13 protein-coding genes are annotated in these 14,853 nt (G+C 63.2%); 10 read left to right on the plus strand and 3 right to left on the minus strand.

Annotation, left to right across the window (positions count from 1 at the left end):
• Window positions 1–27 precede the first annotated feature (27 nt).
• The 7 genes from AC1DN0_RS23225 to AC1DN0_RS23255 all read left to right on the plus strand — a co-directional run bounded on the left by AC1DN0_RS23225 (window position 28) and on the right by AC1DN0_RS23255 (window position 8,067).
• The gene (locus AC1DN0_RS23225; RefSeq protein ID WP_441629544.1) at window positions 28–1,206 is read left to right on the plus strand and encodes a thiolase family protein; all 1,179 of its coding nucleotides are present in this window, start codon (window positions 28–30) and stop codon (window positions 1,204–1,206) included.
• Between the two features lie 87 nt (window positions 1,207–1,293).
• A complete protein-coding gene (locus AC1DN0_RS23230) occupies window positions 1,294–2,493 on the plus strand; it encodes an acyl-CoA dehydrogenase (RefSeq protein ID WP_477111800.1) in 1,200 nt (399 codons plus the stop codon).
• 13 nt (window positions 2,494–2,506) lie between these two features.
• The gene (locus AC1DN0_RS23235; protein WP_477111799.1) at window positions 2,507–3,655 is read left to right on the plus strand and encodes an acyl-CoA dehydrogenase family protein; all 1,149 of its coding nucleotides are present in this window, start codon (window positions 2,507–2,509) and stop codon (window positions 3,653–3,655) included.
• Window positions 3,656–3,657: 2 nt separating this feature from the next.
• Entirely contained in the window at window positions 3,658–4,113 is a 456-nt protein-coding gene (locus tag AC1DN0_RS23240) for a MaoC family dehydratase (RefSeq protein WP_441629541.1), read from the plus strand.
• 100 nt (window positions 4,114–4,213) lie between these two features.
• Window positions 4,214–4,789: a DUF2889 domain-containing protein gene (locus tag AC1DN0_RS23245; protein WP_477111798.1), complete on the plus strand. Its 576-nt coding sequence runs from the start codon at window positions 4,214–4,216 to the stop codon at window positions 4,787–4,789.
• Between the two features lie 73 nt (window positions 4,790–4,862).
• The gene (locus AC1DN0_RS23250; RefSeq protein WP_477111797.1) at window positions 4,863–7,013 is read left to right on the plus strand and encodes an acetate--CoA ligase family protein; all 2,151 of its coding nucleotides are present in this window, start codon (window positions 4,863–4,865) and stop codon (window positions 7,011–7,013) included.
• 61 nt (window positions 7,014–7,074) lie between these two features.
• Window positions 7,075–8,067 carry a Bug family tripartite tricarboxylate transporter substrate binding protein gene (locus AC1DN0_RS23255; RefSeq protein WP_441629538.1) on the plus strand — a complete coding sequence of 331 codons (993 nt, stop codon included), beginning with the start codon at window positions 7,075–7,077 and terminating at the stop codon, window positions 8,065–8,067.
• Between the two features lie 220 nt (window positions 8,068–8,287).
• Here AC1DN0_RS23255 and AC1DN0_RS23260 read toward each other — a convergent pair whose 3' ends face one another.
• On the minus strand, window positions 8,288–9,262 hold the full coding sequence (locus AC1DN0_RS23260; protein WP_441629537.1) for a GNAT family N-acetyltransferase: 975 nt from the start codon (window positions 9,260–9,262) through the stop codon (window positions 8,288–8,290).
• 453 nt (window positions 9,263–9,715) lie between these two features.
• Entirely contained in the window at window positions 9,716–10,624 is a 909-nt protein-coding gene (locus AC1DN0_RS23265) for a LysR family transcriptional regulator (RefSeq protein ID WP_441629536.1), read from the minus strand.
• A 318-nt stretch (window positions 10,625–10,942) separates the two neighbouring features.
• Between AC1DN0_RS23265 and AC1DN0_RS23270 the strand changes: the two genes are divergently transcribed.
• The 3 genes from AC1DN0_RS23270 (at window position 10,943) to AC1DN0_RS23280 (ending at window position 14,088) form a co-directional block, all read left to right on the plus strand.
• Window positions 10,943–11,929 (plus strand): aldo/keto reductase, encoded by a 987-nt coding sequence (locus AC1DN0_RS23270; RefSeq protein WP_477111796.1) that lies wholly within the window; start codon window positions 10,943–10,945, stop codon window positions 11,927–11,929.
• 72 nt (window positions 11,930–12,001) lie between these two features.
• Complete coding sequence (locus tag AC1DN0_RS23275) at window positions 12,002–13,150, plus strand: NADH-dependent flavin oxidoreductase (protein WP_477111795.1); 1,149 nt, start codon at window positions 12,002–12,004, stop codon at window positions 13,148–13,150.
• 335 nt (window positions 13,151–13,485) lie between these two features.
• Window positions 13,486–14,088 carry a cysteine hydrolase family protein gene (locus AC1DN0_RS23280; protein ID WP_477111794.1) on the plus strand — a complete coding sequence of 201 codons (603 nt, stop codon included), beginning with the start codon at window positions 13,486–13,488 and terminating at the stop codon, window positions 14,086–14,088.
• Between the two features lie 310 nt (window positions 14,089–14,398).
• On the opposite strand, the gene AC1DN0_RS23285 is transcribed toward AC1DN0_RS23280, so the two are convergent.
• Window positions 14,399–14,853 (minus strand): substrate binding domain-containing protein (locus tag AC1DN0_RS23285; RefSeq protein WP_477146038.1); only part of this gene is annotated, 455 nt, incomplete at its 5' end.

Raw genomic sequence — 14,853 nt, forward strand, 5'->3', positions numbered from 1 at the left:
CTTCGTTTCACTTAGTGGAGAATCCAATTGAAAAAGACTTGTGCAATCGTCGGCGTCGGCATGACCCGCTTCGGCAAGTTCCCCGACCAGACGGTACGGATGCTGGCGACAAGCGCGGTCAAGGCCGCGCTTGACGACGCCGGCCTGCAGGCGCAGGACGTCGACCAGGTGTATTTCGGCAACGCCGTGGCCGGCCTTATCACCGGCCAGGAAATGATCCGCGGCCAGGCCGCGCTGCGCTTCACCGGCCTGATGGGAAAGCCGGTATTCAATGTGGAGAACGCCTGCGCAACCGGCAGCACGGCCTTCCATCTCGCGTGGAACGCGGTGCGCAGCGGCCAGGCCCAGGTGGCCCTGGTGGTGGGCGCGGAACGGATGACGCACGAGGACAAGCGCGTTTCCTTCGGCGCGCTGGCCAAGGCGGTCGACCTCGAGGAAGAAAAGCCGGCCCATGTCGGATCGGGCAGCGGCTCGATCTTCATGGACATCTACGCCGAGAAGACGCGCAAGTATATGGCCGAGACCGGCGCCACCGCTGCGGATATCGCGCAGATCGTCGTCAAGAGCCGCAAGGCCGCCTCGCTCAATCCCTACGCCCAGTTCAGGACCGAAACGACGGTCGAAGAGGTCCTGGCAAGCCGCATGATCAGCGACCCGCTGACCCTGCAGATGTGCTCGTCGATCGGCGACGGCGCCTGCGCCGTCGTGCTGTGCTCGCCCGATTACCTCAAGCGCATGACCACCGCGCGCCCGGTCTGGGTGGGCGGCTCGGTACTGGTTTCGGGCACGCCCGACGCCAGCCTCGCGCATTGCGCGGTGCGCGCGACGTACGGAGTGTATGAGCAGGCCGGCGTCGATCCGCTCGACATCCATGTGGCGGAAGTGCACGACGCCTCCGCGCCCTCAGAGCTGATGTACTACGAAAGCCTGGGGCTGTGCCGTCCCGGCGATGGCCTTGGCATGCTGCGCAGCGGCGCAACCGGGTTGAACGGCAAGATCTCCGTCAACCCGAGCGGCGGCCTGCTGAGCAAGGGCCATCCGATCGGCGCCACCGGCGTCGCGCAACTGGTCGAACTGACGCAGCAACTGCGTGGCGAAGCCGGTCCGCGCCAACGTGACAATGCCAGGCTCGCCCTGGCCGAGAACGGCGGCGGCCAGATAGGCCTGGATGGGGCGGCTGCGGTCGCCACCATCCTGCACGTCTGAGTGGTGTGAAGAGCCGCGCGCCGCGCGGCGGGCGAAGGCGCTGGTTCATGCGCCTTCGCGATGGATTTCAGATGAGAAGGAACCGAAATGGATTTTCAACCCGATCCGGGCCTCGCGTCGTTCCGGCAGGAGGTGCGCGATTTCCTGCGCGATCACTTGCCGGCCGACCTGGTGGCGCCCGTACGCAGCGGCACACGCTCGCCCAACGCGGACCTGGTGCGCTGGCAGCGCATTTTGAACCAGAAGGGCTGGGGCGCGCCCTACTGGGCCAAGGAGCACGGCGGCACCGGATGGTCGGTGCTGCAGCGGCTGGCCTTCGACGAGGAGTGCATGGCCGCCGGCGCACCGTCGCAGGATGGCGCCGCGCAGAAACTGATCGGGCCGGTGTTGAACGAATTCGCCACACCGACGCAGAAGGCCGAGCACCTGCCGCCGATCTTCAATGCGGATCGCACCTGGTGCCAGGGATTCTCCGAGCCCGGCTCGGGCTCGGACCTGGCGTCGCTGCGCACCCGCGCGGAGCGCGATGGCGATGACTATGTGATCAACGGCCAGAAGATCTGGACCAGCTATGCCCACCGGGCCGACTGGATCTTCCTGCTGGTGCGGACCAATACCGAGGTGAAAAAGCAGGCTGGCATCACCTTCCTGCTGGCCGACATGAAGACACCCGGCATCACGGTGCGGCCGATCCGCAGCATCGACGACCGCCACCACCTCAATGAAACCTTCTTCGACAACGTGCGCGTGCCCGTCGCGAATCGCATCGGAGAGGAAGGCGAAGGCTGGAAGATCACCAAGTTCCTGCTCAACAACGAACACGCGTCGGCGGCGGATCTGCCGACCCTGCGGCGCTACCTGACGCAGCTCAGGCAGCTCGCGGGCAGCCAGCGCGCCGGCACGCGCACGCTGGGGAGCCGGCACGAGTTCGCCTTGCAGCTGGCGCGCTTCGAGGCGGAAGTGAGCGCCATTGCGATGATGGTCCAGCGCGTCGCCACCCTGGAGCAGGATCACAGCCCGGGCGCCCACGCGATGGGCTCGATGCTCAAGGTGCGCGGCACCGAGCTGCAGCAGAGGATGAGCACCTTCGTGGTGGAGTCGCTCGGCGACTATGGCGCGGTGGCCTTCCCAAGCGCGCAGGAAGAAGCGGACGGCGCGCGCATGCCGGCGCAGTGGCCCGGGCGCGGACTGGCCAATGAGATGTTCTTCCGCCGGGCCTCGACCATCTACGGCGGCACCAGCGAGGTCCAGCGCGGCATTATCGCCAAGACGCTGTTCCAACTCTAAGAACCGAGCGATCATGAACTTCAATTTGCATTCCGAGCAGCAACTCCTGCAGGACAGCGTGCGCCGCTTCGTCGAAAGGAGTTACAGCTTCGAACAGCGCACCGAGCTGCTCAAGGGCGGCACCGGCTGCAGCGAGGCCCACTGGCGCACCTTTGCCGGCAATGGCTGGCTGGCGGCTGCCTTGCCGGAAGACCACGATGGCCTTGGCGGAACGGTCATCGATACCACGCTGATCTGCCACGAGCTGGGCCGGGGGCTGGTGGTGGAGCCCTATATCGGCTGCGCCGTGCTCGCTGCCCAGACGCTGGTGGCGGCCGCCCGCCCCGCGCAACTGGCCCGGCTGATGCCGCTAGTGGCGGAGGGCGGGCGCCGGTTCGCCCTGGCGTACAGCGAAGCGCAATCGGGCGGTTTTCCAGAGCCGGTTGCGCTGCGCGCCGAGCTGTGCGCCGACGGCTATGCGCTGCATGGTACCAAGACGCTGGTGCTGGGCGGCACCGTGGCGGACACCTTTATCGTGTCGGCATCGCTGGCGGGACATGCCGGGACGACCCTGTTCCTCGTGGACGCGGACAGCCCGGGCCTCGTCGTGCGCGGAATGCGGCTGCACGATGGCAGCCACGCGGCGGAACTGGTCTTCGACGGCGTCCAGGTGGGCCCGGCCGCCGTGCTCGGCGAGCCTGGCAACGGTGCGGCCGCGCTCCGGCATGGCCTGGAACACGCCACCGCTGCGTTGTGCGCCGAGCTGGTCGGCGTCATGGAAAAGGCCATCGAACTCACCGCGGATTACCTGAAGATCCGCAAGCAGTTCGGCGTGCCCATCGGCACCTTCCAGTCATTGCAGCACCGTATCGCGGACATGGCGACGGAGATGGAAGTCTCCCGCTCGATGCTGTACGCCCTGCTCGCGTCCCTCGCCAACGACGACGATGCCGCGCGCCGGCGCGCCTTGTCCCAGGCGAAGGCATTGATCGGGCGTGCCGCCAAGGCCGTGTGCGGCCAGGCCATCCAGTTGCACGGCGGCATCGGCATGACCGAGGAATACGCCGTGGGCCATTACTACAAACGTGCCGTCGTCGCCGACTTCCTGTTCGGCAGCGCCGACCGGCACGAAGCTGCCTGTGCGGCGGCATTGCAGGCGTCGCTGACGCCGGAGGAACAATAAACATGAAGACCTATGAAAAGATCACGGATCTCGCAGGCCGCATCGGCGAATGCATCGGCATCAGCGACTGGTTTGCCGTGGAGCAGGAGCGCATCAATCTGTTTGCCGATGCGACCGGCGATCACCAGTGGATCCACGTGGACCCGGAACGCGCCAAGGGCGGCCCGTTTGGCGGCCCCATCGCCCACGGATTCCTGACGCTGAGCCTGCTGCCGGTCCTTACCGCGACCGCCTACAAGATCCTGGACGCCCGCACCGGGGTGAACTATGGGCTCGACAAGGTCCGCTTTCCCGCCCCCGTGCGGGTCGGCAGCCTCGTTCGCGCGCATTTCAAGCTGCTGGCCTGGGATCCGCTTGCCGGTGGCGGCGCGCAGATGAAGGTCGAGATGACGGTCGAGTGCCAGGGCCTGGACAAGCCGGTTTGCGTCGCGGAATCGATCATGCGCCGCCTGCCCTGAACCGCCTGGCACGCCAGTGCCTGTCAGCGTGCGTCCTCCCTGGCCGCGGATGGCAAGGGAGGACGCCAACGGATTCCAACCAATATGGGGCGAAGCACTCATGAGTCAATCCACATCGACTCCGGCCTGGAGAAAACCGCTGCACTACCGCCACATCGCCACCTCCGGCTTTGCGCGCAGCGATGGACTGTTCGATATCGAAGGACAGTTGCAGGACATCAGTCCGGATGGCACCGACCTTATTTTCAAGACGGTGCCGCCGGGCACGCCTATCCATGACATGCGCATCGTGCTGACGGTGGACCGCGATCTGGTCATCCAGGCTGCGACGGCGCGCATCGAGAGCGGTCCGACCAAGTTTTGTCCCGAGATCGAGACGGCCTACGCGGCACTGCGCGGCATGCGGATCGGCCCGGGCTTCAAACGCGAGGTCAAGGCGCGTCTGGGCGGCGTGCAAGGGTGCACGCACCTGACGGAGCTGGTCAGCGTACTCGCCACTACCGCCATGCAGACCCTCTTTGCGATGCAGCGCACCGAGCGCGGCGGCCGCCGGCCTGCCGACGGGCAGAGCCCGATGCCACGGCCGTCGCTGGTCGACAGCTGCCACACCCACCGCATCGACGGCGAAGCGGTCAAGGTGCTGTGGCCGGAACACCGGCGCGCTGGCGCGCAATAACGACCTGCTGCCGCGCCGGCCGCCTTGCCGGGCGCGATGGCCTTCCGGAGTCCTTCTGAACATGGAAAAATCGATGGCTTCACGCACGCTGTACACCCATGCCGATCTGCGGCGCATATTTCATCCCCGCAGCATCGCGATCGTCGGCGCGACGCCCAACGAACGCGCCTTCGCCGGCCGCGCCATGGGTAACCTGCGCGGCTTCGGCGGGCAAAGGATGTTCGTCAATCCGAAGTACGACCGTATCGGGGAGCAAGTCTGCTATCCCTCGCTGGCCGACCTGCCCGAGACCCCGGACTGCGTCCTGATCGCCACGGCACGCGACACGGTCGAGCCGATCGTGCGCCAGTGCGGCGCGCTTGGCGTCGGCGGCGTGGTGGTGTTCGCCTCCGGGTACGCCGAGACGGGCAAGTCCGAACACGTCGAAGAGCAGCTCAGGCTGATCCGGCTGGCGCGCGAGAGCGGCGTACGGCTGCTCGGACCGAACTGCATTGGCTACGCCAGCTACGTCGACAACGCCATCGTCTCCTTTGCCGACCTGGCGCCGCGCACGACACCGCTGCCGGCGCATGCGATCGGCGTGGTGAGCCAGTCCGGCGCGCTCGCCTTCGCCATGCAGGAGGCCGTCAACCACGGTACGGCTTTCAGCCATGTGTTTTCCTGCGGTAATGCGGGGGACATCGACGTGGCGGACCAGATCTCCTTTCTCGCCGGCGATCCGCACTGCGCCGCGATTGCCTGCATCTTCGAGGGACTGTCCGACGCAAACCGCATCGTCCAGGCGGCGCAAGCCTGCGCCGACGCCGGCAAGACGCTGGTGGTCTACAAGACGGCCCGCGGCAAACTGGGGGCCGAGGCGGCACTGTCGCACACAGGCTCGATGGCAGGCTCCAACAGCGCCTATGCCGCGGCGTTCCGCCACGCGGGCGTGGTGCAGGTCGAAACGCTCGAACAACTGATTCCCACGACCGCGTTCTTTGCCAAGGCGCCACGGCCCAGCGCCGCCGGCACCGCGATCGTGTCCATCTCCGGCGGGGCAGGCATCATCGCGGCGGACGAAGCCGAGCACCATCACGTGGCCCTGCCCCAGCCCGCCGAACAGACACGTGCCGTGGTGGAGCGCTGCATCCCGGATTTCGGCGCGGCCCGCAACCCGTGCGACGTCACCGCGGAGGCAGCCAACAACTTCACCTCCTTTGTCGAATGCGGCGAAGCCATGTTCAGCGACCCGGCCTATGGCGCGGTGGTGTTGCCCTTGCCGGTCACGGGCGAGCCCAATGTCAGGCGGCTGCAACTGTTCAATGACCTGGCGGCGAGGCACGACAAGATGGCCTGCGGGCTGTGGCTGTCGGAATGGCTGGAAGGGCCAAATGCCGCGATGGCCGAGAACCTTCCCAGGCTCGCTTTGTTCCGCTCGGCGTCGGACTGCTTCGCCGCGCTGGCAGCCTGGCACGCCCGCGAGCAATGGCTGGCGCAGCGCGACGAGGAACGGCCGCCCCGCCTGACACACGAATCCGTGATTCGCGATGCGCGCGGGATGATCGAGGCCACGCCGGCCAGGGTACTGACCGAGCGGCAATCGAAGAACGTGCTGGCCTTGTATGGGGTACCGGTGGTTGGCGAACACCTGGCGACAAGCGAGGCATCAGCGATCGAGGCGGCGTCGGCCTGCGGCTATCCCGTGGTCCTCAAGGTCGAAAGCGCGGACATCCCGCACAAGTCCGAGGCAGGCGTGATCCGCATCGGTGTGCGCGATGCCGACGCCGTGGTGACGGCATACCGCGAGATCATGGCGAACGCGCGTAAGGTGGCGGGCGAGGCCGCCATCAAAGGCGTGCTGGTGCAAAGGCAGGTCCCGGCCGGCGTGGAGATCCTGGTCGGCGCGCAGGTGGATCCGCAACTCGGCCCGCTCCTTGTGGTCGGCATGGGCGGCGTCCTGGTGGAACTGATGCAGGACACGGTCACCACCATGGCGCCGTGCTCCACGCAGCAGGCACACCGCCTGCTCGAACAGCTGCGCGGCTATCCGTTGTTGCAGGGCTTCCGCGGCGCCCCGCCGGTCGATATCGATGGGCTCGCCAACGCCATCGTCCGGCTCTCGGAGTTTGCCGCCGACCAACGCACGGTGATCGCGGAGTTCGATGTCAATCCGCTCATCTGCAGCGCGGACGGCGTCGTCGCGGTGGACGCGCTGATTGCAAAGCCCCAGGCCAGCGCGGCCTGACACGCCGGCTACGGCCGGCTCGATGCTGCCATCAAAACAAACAAGAATGCAGGAGACAAGCATGACAATGATTCCCTTACCGGCCAGGCGCCGCCTCATCGGCCTGGCTGTCATCGGCACCCTGTACGGCCTTGGCTTGCCGGCGAGCGCTCAGACCCGGGATTATCCCGAACGGGTGATCAAGATCGTTTCGGTCACCAGCCCCGGCACCGGCCTGGACGACTACTCCCGCCTGCTGGCGAAGTTCCTTGGACAGAAGCTCGGCCAGAGTGTCGTGATCGAGAACCGGCCCGGCGCGGGCATGATCATCGGCACCGACTACGTGGCGAAAGCCGCGCCGGACGGCTACACCTTGCTCTATGCGGGCTCCGGCGCGATGGCAGCCAATCCGTTCCTGTACAAGCAGTTGCCCTACAACCCGCGCAAGGACTTCGTCCCCGTGGCGCGCATGTCCGCGTTGCCGGCCGCCATCGTGGTGCCGGGTTCTTCGCCCTTGCGCACCATCGCCGATCTGACCGCGGCCGCCAAAGCCAGGCCGGGAAGCCTGAACTACGGCACCAGCAGTTCCGGCTACCAGACGATCATGGCTGCGTTCGGGGAAGCAGCAAAGATCCGGACCGTCAACGTCCCCTACAAGACGCAAGGCAATCTGCTGACCGATGTCATGGCCGGCGTGGTCGACTACGCCGGCGTCGATGCATCCGCCGTGGCGCCGCATATCCGCTCCGGCAAGATGCGGGCGCTGGCGGTTGTCGGTCCAAACCGCGTATCGGTCCTTGGCGACGTGCCGACCATCGCGGAATCCGGCCTGCCGGAACTCACCATGATCAACTGGACGGGCCTGTTCGCGCCGGCCGGCACGCCCCCCGCGATCGTGGACCGGCTCACCCGCCTGACGCTGGAGTTCGTGAACTCGCCGGAAGCCGTCGCGCACTACGCCAGCCGCGGCAGCGCGCCGTATCCGGCCGCCGGGCCGGAGGTCAGCAAGGCGATCATGGAAGACCAGCAGATCTGGAAACGCCTGATCGCCATCGCCGGCATCCAGCCCGAATAGGCCGGCCCCCCCGCAGCGGCGAAAGCCCTTACTTGCCGAACGCCGCGACGCCAGCGACACGTTTATCAATACACGGTTTATTTTTTGACCGGTTTTGGAAGGGGTTTCCCGGGGCCACTGCGCAAGACTGACTACCAGGCCGCTCGGCATGAGCGGCCTGGTCCCTGCCGCAAGCGCATGGCTTGCTGGCCTCTCGCTGTCGTCCATTTTCGAATTAGTGTCAGGGTCTGGCCGAGCGACGACTGAACCGTTGCTCGATGACCTCCGTTCCCCATTGCGCCCCCTCCGATTCGCCGGTCAACCGAAAGCCAAATGACTCATATAGATGGCGCGCCGCATCCAGACCTTTGAACGTCCAGAGGTATGTCTCGCTAAAGCGCTCGTCAACAAATCTCATCGCGCGAGACATCAGTTGCCGTCCGATACCGGAGCCACGCAACGAATCGTCCACAATGAACCATCGCAAATGGGCTACGCCCGCGTTGTCATCCCCGTCGATTGCCAACGAGGCGAGAAATCGGCCATTTTCTGCGTAGAGCCATAGCGCCTTGCCGCTAGCCGGCAGCGCACCGGCGAACTCGGCAAGCTCCGTTGCCACCTTCTTCTCGAAAAAAGCGCCGAAGCCCCAGTGCTCCGAGTAGAAGCGGGCGTGCAAGCTCGCGACGTCGCCAATGCAGCCAGGCTGGTAGCCTTCCAGAATCCGTGTGGGCGAGGCATCTTCGGAAGTGGCTTTGGCCGAGTTGTCCCTTGCAAGTGCGTCGGCGTACAGCGCGAGAGAGCGGACCAAGGCTTGCTGGTCGGCAGGAACCATACGTCGAAGCGCGTTGGAGACCTGATCCGTCGCGAATCGGTCGATCTTTCTCCGGAGCTTCTGCCCTGCGTCCGTCAGATACAGCTCGGACGAACGCGCATCTTCATTTGCAGTCTGGCGCTCCACAAGTCCGCTCGCCTCCAGCCTCGCGACCTGCCGGCTGGTGTTCGACTTGTCCAGGCGCAAGATATTGCCCAGATCCTTCGCATTGATGCCCGGCGTCGCCCCGATCTCGATGATCGCGTGGACAGCCGACGGAGCAAGATCACTCTCGGCCAGCGTCGTTCGCATGAAACCGAGTTCACGAACCAGTCTTCGGGAAAAGTCCCGGAGCTCCAGTATCGTAGTTTCCCGGGGCTTGGCTGGCATGTCGACAAGATCCATGACGGGCTCTCACAAGTTGCGCTTCGCAAGCAATATAGTTGCGAAACGCAACCTATGCAAGTCAGTCTTGCGGAGACGTCGAATTCCGGCAAGCACCCTTGATGGGCCGTTTTCGATTCTGCCGCGGCCGCCGACGCGTGTCGGCGGAACATCCATACTTGGCCGGGAAGGGACCTCGACCGGCCGCTACCCGGTCGTCCCTTCCCGACCCACAGGGGACGATCGGCGACACGCCGCATCCAGGTCGGCTTTCAAGCTATAACGGACGGTCGCTTGCGCCGTAGGAAAACACCGACGCTCCGTTTCATTTGTTCGTGAGCCAAGCGTCCTGAAGACGCGCCGACTCATATAGCGAAGCCGCCACTGCCTTACCCGTATTGACCATTCGACGGTGTACACCTTTTCCCATTGGGGTGCACCCTCAGCGCCTGCGCGACGCACAGGCTCTCCCGTCTATCTCACCGGGGCTGCTGTTGCTCGAAATCTCAAAGCATCAACGAGAACAGTAAATGCCGGACTCGGCTGGCGACGGCTCGGATAGTAGAGGTGGTAACCGGGCATCGGCATCGACCAGTCGGCCAATACGCGCACGAGTTTCCCAGCCGCGACATAGTCGCTCACGACGTCTTCCGGCAAGTATGCGAGGCCGAGCCCGGCCAGGGCGCTGTCCAGCTGTAGCGTGATCGTGTTGAACGACAACTCGCTACCCGGCCGTACTTTCAGCTCGTTCCCTTTCTTTACGAACGGCCACGACCAGACGCCGCCGGAACTCGGCAGGCGCAGGGAAATGCAGCGATGCCCCATCAGGTGGTCCGGGGTCGTGGGTGTGCCATACCGTTGGAGATACGTTGGCGCGCCGACCACGCACTGTTCGAAGTCTGGGCCAATGCGCACGGCAACCATGTCTTGCGCTACCTGCACGCCAAGACGAATACCCGCATCAAACCGCTCCGCCACGATGTCAACCAGCCTGTAATCGTTGATGACCTCCACGCTGATATCGGGGTATTCAGGCAGCAGCTTTGCCAACGTCGGCACCAGGATTTTTTGCGAAGCGTGCTCGACAGATGTTATCCGCAGGCTCCCGGCTGGTTTGTCCCGCAGCGCGTTCAGATCGGCAAGGCCAGAGGCAATACCTTCGAAGTGAGGCGTGATCGATCTGAGCAGCCGTTCGCCTGCCTCGGTCGTGGAGACGCTGCGAGTCGTGCGCGTCAGAAGCTGGACGCCCAATCTCTGTTCGAGAGACGTCATCTTCGCGCTTAATGCAGGCTGCGAGATCCCCAGTTGCGCCGCCGCTCGCGTAAAGCTCTTTTTCGAAGCCACCGTGAGGAACGCGGCAAGGTCATCCAGGCTCACCTTCATATTTATAACCCCTTCCTATAACAGCAAGAGGATTGTGCCATCTAATCGTATGAGTTTCACGGTGATAGATTGACAGTACGCAGCCGGCGGAACGCACATCCGCAAAAACCACGAGGCATGACCATGCTTGTTAGTGACGAAGACGCTGGACTACCGCAGCAGCCACCGCATCGTCTCAGTCTCCGAAGCGACAGCCGGCGCACCTTCGTAAAGCACGCGATTGCACTGGGCGCGGTCGCAGCCGCCGAACTCACCCTCGGTATTGGCAGGGCATATTCCCAACGCAAACATGACACTCAACCCACACAAGGACAAGGTATGAAACAGCGCACGTTAGGAGGACTGCAGGTCTCGGAAATCGGCGCAGGCTGCATGACTTTCGCTGGCAACTACAATGCCCCCGTCCCGAAAAACGAAGCTCTAAAGACAATCCGAACGGCTTTCGAGCATGGCGTCACATTCTTCGATACCGCCGAGGTCTACGGACCGTACCTGAGCGAGGAATTCGTTGGCGAAGCGGTTGCGCCGTTCCGTGACAAGGTGCAGATCGCCACCAAATTTGGCTTTGCTATTGACGGAACGATTGCGCTGAACAGCTGCCCGGAGCATATCCGCAAAGTGGTTGAGGAGTCTCTGAAACGCCTGCGAACCGATCGCATCGATCTGTATTACCAGCACCGCGTCGATCCGAGTGTCCCGATCGAGGATGTCGCCGGAGCGATCAAGGACCTGATCAGCCAGGGAAAGATTCTGCATTTCGGGCTTTCCGAAGCGAGTGTGAAGACCATCCGTCGCGCGCATGCCGTGCAACCAGTTGCCGCAGTCCAGACGGAATACTCGCTGTGGACCCGCAACGTCGAACTGAATGGTGTGCTGGCGACGTGTGAAGAACTCGGAATCGGCTTCGTGCCGTGGTCACCATTGGGCCAAGGCTTTCTGGCCGGCGCCTTCGATACGAACACGAAGTTCGGCGAAAAAAATGACTTTCGCGCTGGGTTCCCTCGCTTCTCGAAGGAATTCTTGAAGTTGAATATGCCCATCATCCAATGGCTCAAGGAGTACGCAGCTACCAAAGGGGCGACACCATCGCAGGTTTCGCTGGCGTGGTTGCTTGCGAAAGGATCCAATATCGTTCCTATTCCGGGTACGCGTACCGAGGCGCATCTGCTCGAAAACCTCGGTGCCCAGCGCCTCCAACTTACGGGCGCTGACATTCAGGAAATCGACACCAAGCTTTCAAAATACCCTGTCTTCGGCGACCGTATGGGCAAAGAACACATGAGTCAGATCGACTATACGGTTTGATTTCCATAACGCGGTGGTGGTCAACATTCCGCCATTGTGTCCCCGAGCCACCAGAACCCGAAGTAAAGTTACGTGAAATACAGCAAGATTTTTGAGCCAATAGTGCTGGCACCTGGCCTGACCGTACGCAATCGAGTAGCGATGGCCCCAATGACAACCTGGGCTAGCAACGACGATGGCACCGTCTCCGACGAGGAGGACGCCTATTACCGCCTTCGGGTGAAGGACGTCGGTTTGGTCATCACCGGCTGCACGCATGTGCAAGAGAATGGGGTTGGTTTCACTGGAGAATTTGCCGCGTACGAGGATCGCTTCATTCCAAGTCTGAAAAAACCAGCAAAGGCCGCTAAAAGCGGCGGTGCCCATGCGATCCTGCAGATTTTTCACGCTGGCGTGAAGACGTTGCCGACGCTCGTCAGCGACGTAGTAGCAGCAAGCGACGTTGAAGGTGACGCAGGCCCGTTTGCCTCAGCCCTCGTGCCGCGGGAGCTTCAGGAAGAGGAAATCCTGGACGTTATTGAGGCGTTCGCTGCCGCCACGCGACGCGCTATCGCTGCCGGCTTCGATGGCATTGAGCTTCATGGCGCACACGGTTTTTTGATCCAGAACTTCTTCTCCCCCCATTCGAATCGACGCGTTGATCGATGGGGCGGTTCGCTCGAAAACCGTATGCGGTTCCCACTCGCAGTTGTAGAGGCTGTGAAGCGAACCATCGCAGATCATGCCGATCGTCCCTTCGCGCTTGGTTATCGGATATCAGTAGAAGAAAGCGTAGACGGAGGACTGGGCATCAGTGATTCCCTCCAGTTGGTCACGCGCCTGATCGATACCGGAGCGACTTATATCCATGCTTCGCTCGGCAGTGCGTTGGATCAAAGGCCCGCGATGGCCAATTCTGACAAGTCGATCGTCAACATTCTGCGGGATCACATTAGTGGTCGGGTCCCCTTAATTGCGGCGGGCGGCATCAGGACACCGGAGCAAGCCGAAGCCGGGATAAAGATGGGGCTCGCGCTTGCGGCCGTAGGTCAGGGCCTCGTAATCAACCCAGACTGGATGGCGCAGGGGCGTGAAGGTCGCGATGAAAGCATCCGCCTTTCTGTTTCCGCTAGCGACGTTTCGCGGGTTGGCATCCCGCAAAAGCTATGGGCTGTCATCGATGCAACGCCAGGTTGGTTCAACGTATCCGAGAATTCGCCGGGACGAGCCGAGAAAGCTTGACGGTGGTGAAACGCGTGCCACAGGCATCACTGCCGCCGCCTTACAGGTCGCCGTGCGGTCCTTGCCTTTGAGGTCGATGAAGCGGCATCAGCGTTGCCAGCCTGTGTCCGCTTGAAGCGTCGTTACGGACGCTCAAGCGGCCAGTTGGACCGAGAGCTGACGGTCCCCTATTGGCCGGGCGCAGGCATTGTGAGATCCCTGCTGGCTGTCCGTCCCCGACCCTGAACGGTCAACCGATTGGTCGTGGTAGAGTCGATCATCATTCTTGATCGCGTAGCCTTATGCCGCCACCCGTTGAACGTGGACCCGTCGGTTCAGCAGACCATCGACAGGGCATGGAAAGCGCCGCTGATGCACATAGTGTGACCATGCGGATTCCGGCAATTGTTCCAGCGCAAGCCGCTCTGGTGGTCATGCACTATCAGACCGACATCCTGGCGTTATTTCCATCGGTCGCACCCACTTTGCTCTCCAATACGCGCAAGCTGTGTGACGCTGCGCGGGCCAGGGGCGTCAGCGTCTATTTCGCCAAGATCCACTTCCGTCCAGGCTATCCGGAAGTCAGTCCGTTGAACAGGAATGGGCAGGGAATCAAGCAACTGGGTCTTTTCGTCGACGACCAGATCTCGCCGGAACTCGGCCAACAGGCCACCGAGCCACTCATCGTCGCGCATCGCGCCAGCGTGTTCTTTGGTACCGACCTGCAGGTACGGCTTTCCGCGCAGGGTATCAATACCCTGCTCATGGTGGGCATTGCTTCGACCGGTGTGGTGCTGTCGTCGGTCGCGTACGCGAGCGATGCGGACTTCCGTTTATTCACGGTCAAGGATTGCTGCTACGACCCGGATCAGGTCGTGCACGATCATCTTTTTTCAACGGCGTTCGATTCGCGCACAACGGTGCTCTCGCTCGCTGATGCCTTGCGGTTGCTTGCCTAGCATTTGCTGACATCTCGACAGTTTGGGGAGCAAGGCGGTCGCTCCACCGCGCGTCGTGTGGCTCGCTCAATGGCCGGTTGACCCATCACGGCCGTTGTGCGCGCGCGGTTGAACGGCGGTTATGGCACCGAGCTACGGACATTCGCCATTGCATGGAGGGAAATGGCTGAGGAACCACGCCTTGGGTGGATCGAACGCGAGAAGTCTTGCGGTTTGACCATGGTTTAAGCGGTCTTTCTTCGGGACTGATCCCCATTGCGCTTGAGGGCCGAATCATCCCGATGCTCGGCGACTATTGGACCCTGCCGAGCTATCGCCCCAATCTCTCCCGCAGGAACTCAATGAAGCGCTGAGTCTTCGCGGGAAGCAGGCGGGTCTCGGTGATGGCATAGACCGGCATTGGCATGCCGTGCCATGCCCGCATGATGCGCCGCAGCTTCCCGCTGGCCAGGTCATCGGCAACGATTTCCTCGGGCATCAGGATGATGCCCATGTCGAGCGTCGCCAGCCGGCGGATCATGCCAACGCTGTTGAGCGTGAAGCGGCTACCCACCGACACCGTGGTGGCGCGCTCGCCATCGTGCAATGTCCATGATCCCGCCTTCAGGATGCCCAGGCACTCATGCCGTGCCAGGTCGGCGGGATTGGCTGGCTCGCCCGATCGCTCCAGGTAGCCCGGCGAGGCATAGAGGTATGGCGTGAGCGAGGCCAGCGTGCGTGCGATCAACTGCGAGCTTTCGGATTCCCCCATGCGGATTGCCACGT

The sequence above is a fragment of the Cupriavidus sp. 05N39 genome (genome assembly GCF_056397325.1).

Coding starts and splice junctions, on each gene's coding strand:
- AC1DN0_RS23260 (WP_441629537.1), bottom strand. CDS start 9,262: ATGGATCTTGTCGACATGCCAGCCAAGCCCCGGGAAACTACGATACTG.
- AC1DN0_RS23230 (WP_477111800.1), top strand. CDS start 1,294: ATGGATTTTCAACCCGATCCGGGCCTCGCGTCGTTCCGGCAGGAGGTG.
- AC1DN0_RS23235 (WP_477111799.1), top strand. CDS start 2,507: ATGAACTTCAATTTGCATTCCGAGCAGCAACTCCTGCAGGACAGCGTG.
- AC1DN0_RS23280 (WP_477111794.1), top strand. CDS start 13,486: ATGGAAAGCGCCGCTGATGCACATAGTGTGACCATGCGGATTCCGGCA.
- AC1DN0_RS23245 (WP_477111798.1), top strand. CDS start 4,214: ATGAGTCAATCCACATCGACTCCGGCCTGGAGAAAACCGCTGCACTAC.
- AC1DN0_RS23270 (WP_477111796.1), top strand. CDS start 10,943: ATGAAACAGCGCACGTTAGGAGGACTGCAGGTCTCGGAAATCGGCGCA.
- AC1DN0_RS23240 (WP_441629541.1), top strand. CDS start 3,658: ATGAAGACCTATGAAAAGATCACGGATCTCGCAGGCCGCATCGGCGAA.
- AC1DN0_RS23255 (WP_441629538.1), top strand. CDS start 7,075: ATGACAATGATTCCCTTACCGGCCAGGCGCCGCCTCATCGGCCTGGCT.
- AC1DN0_RS23250 (WP_477111797.1), top strand. CDS start 4,863: ATGGCTTCACGCACGCTGTACACCCATGCCGATCTGCGGCGCATATTT.
- AC1DN0_RS23265 (WP_441629536.1), bottom strand. CDS start 10,624: ATGAAGGTGAGCCTGGATGACCTTGCCGCGTTCCTCACGGTGGCTTCG.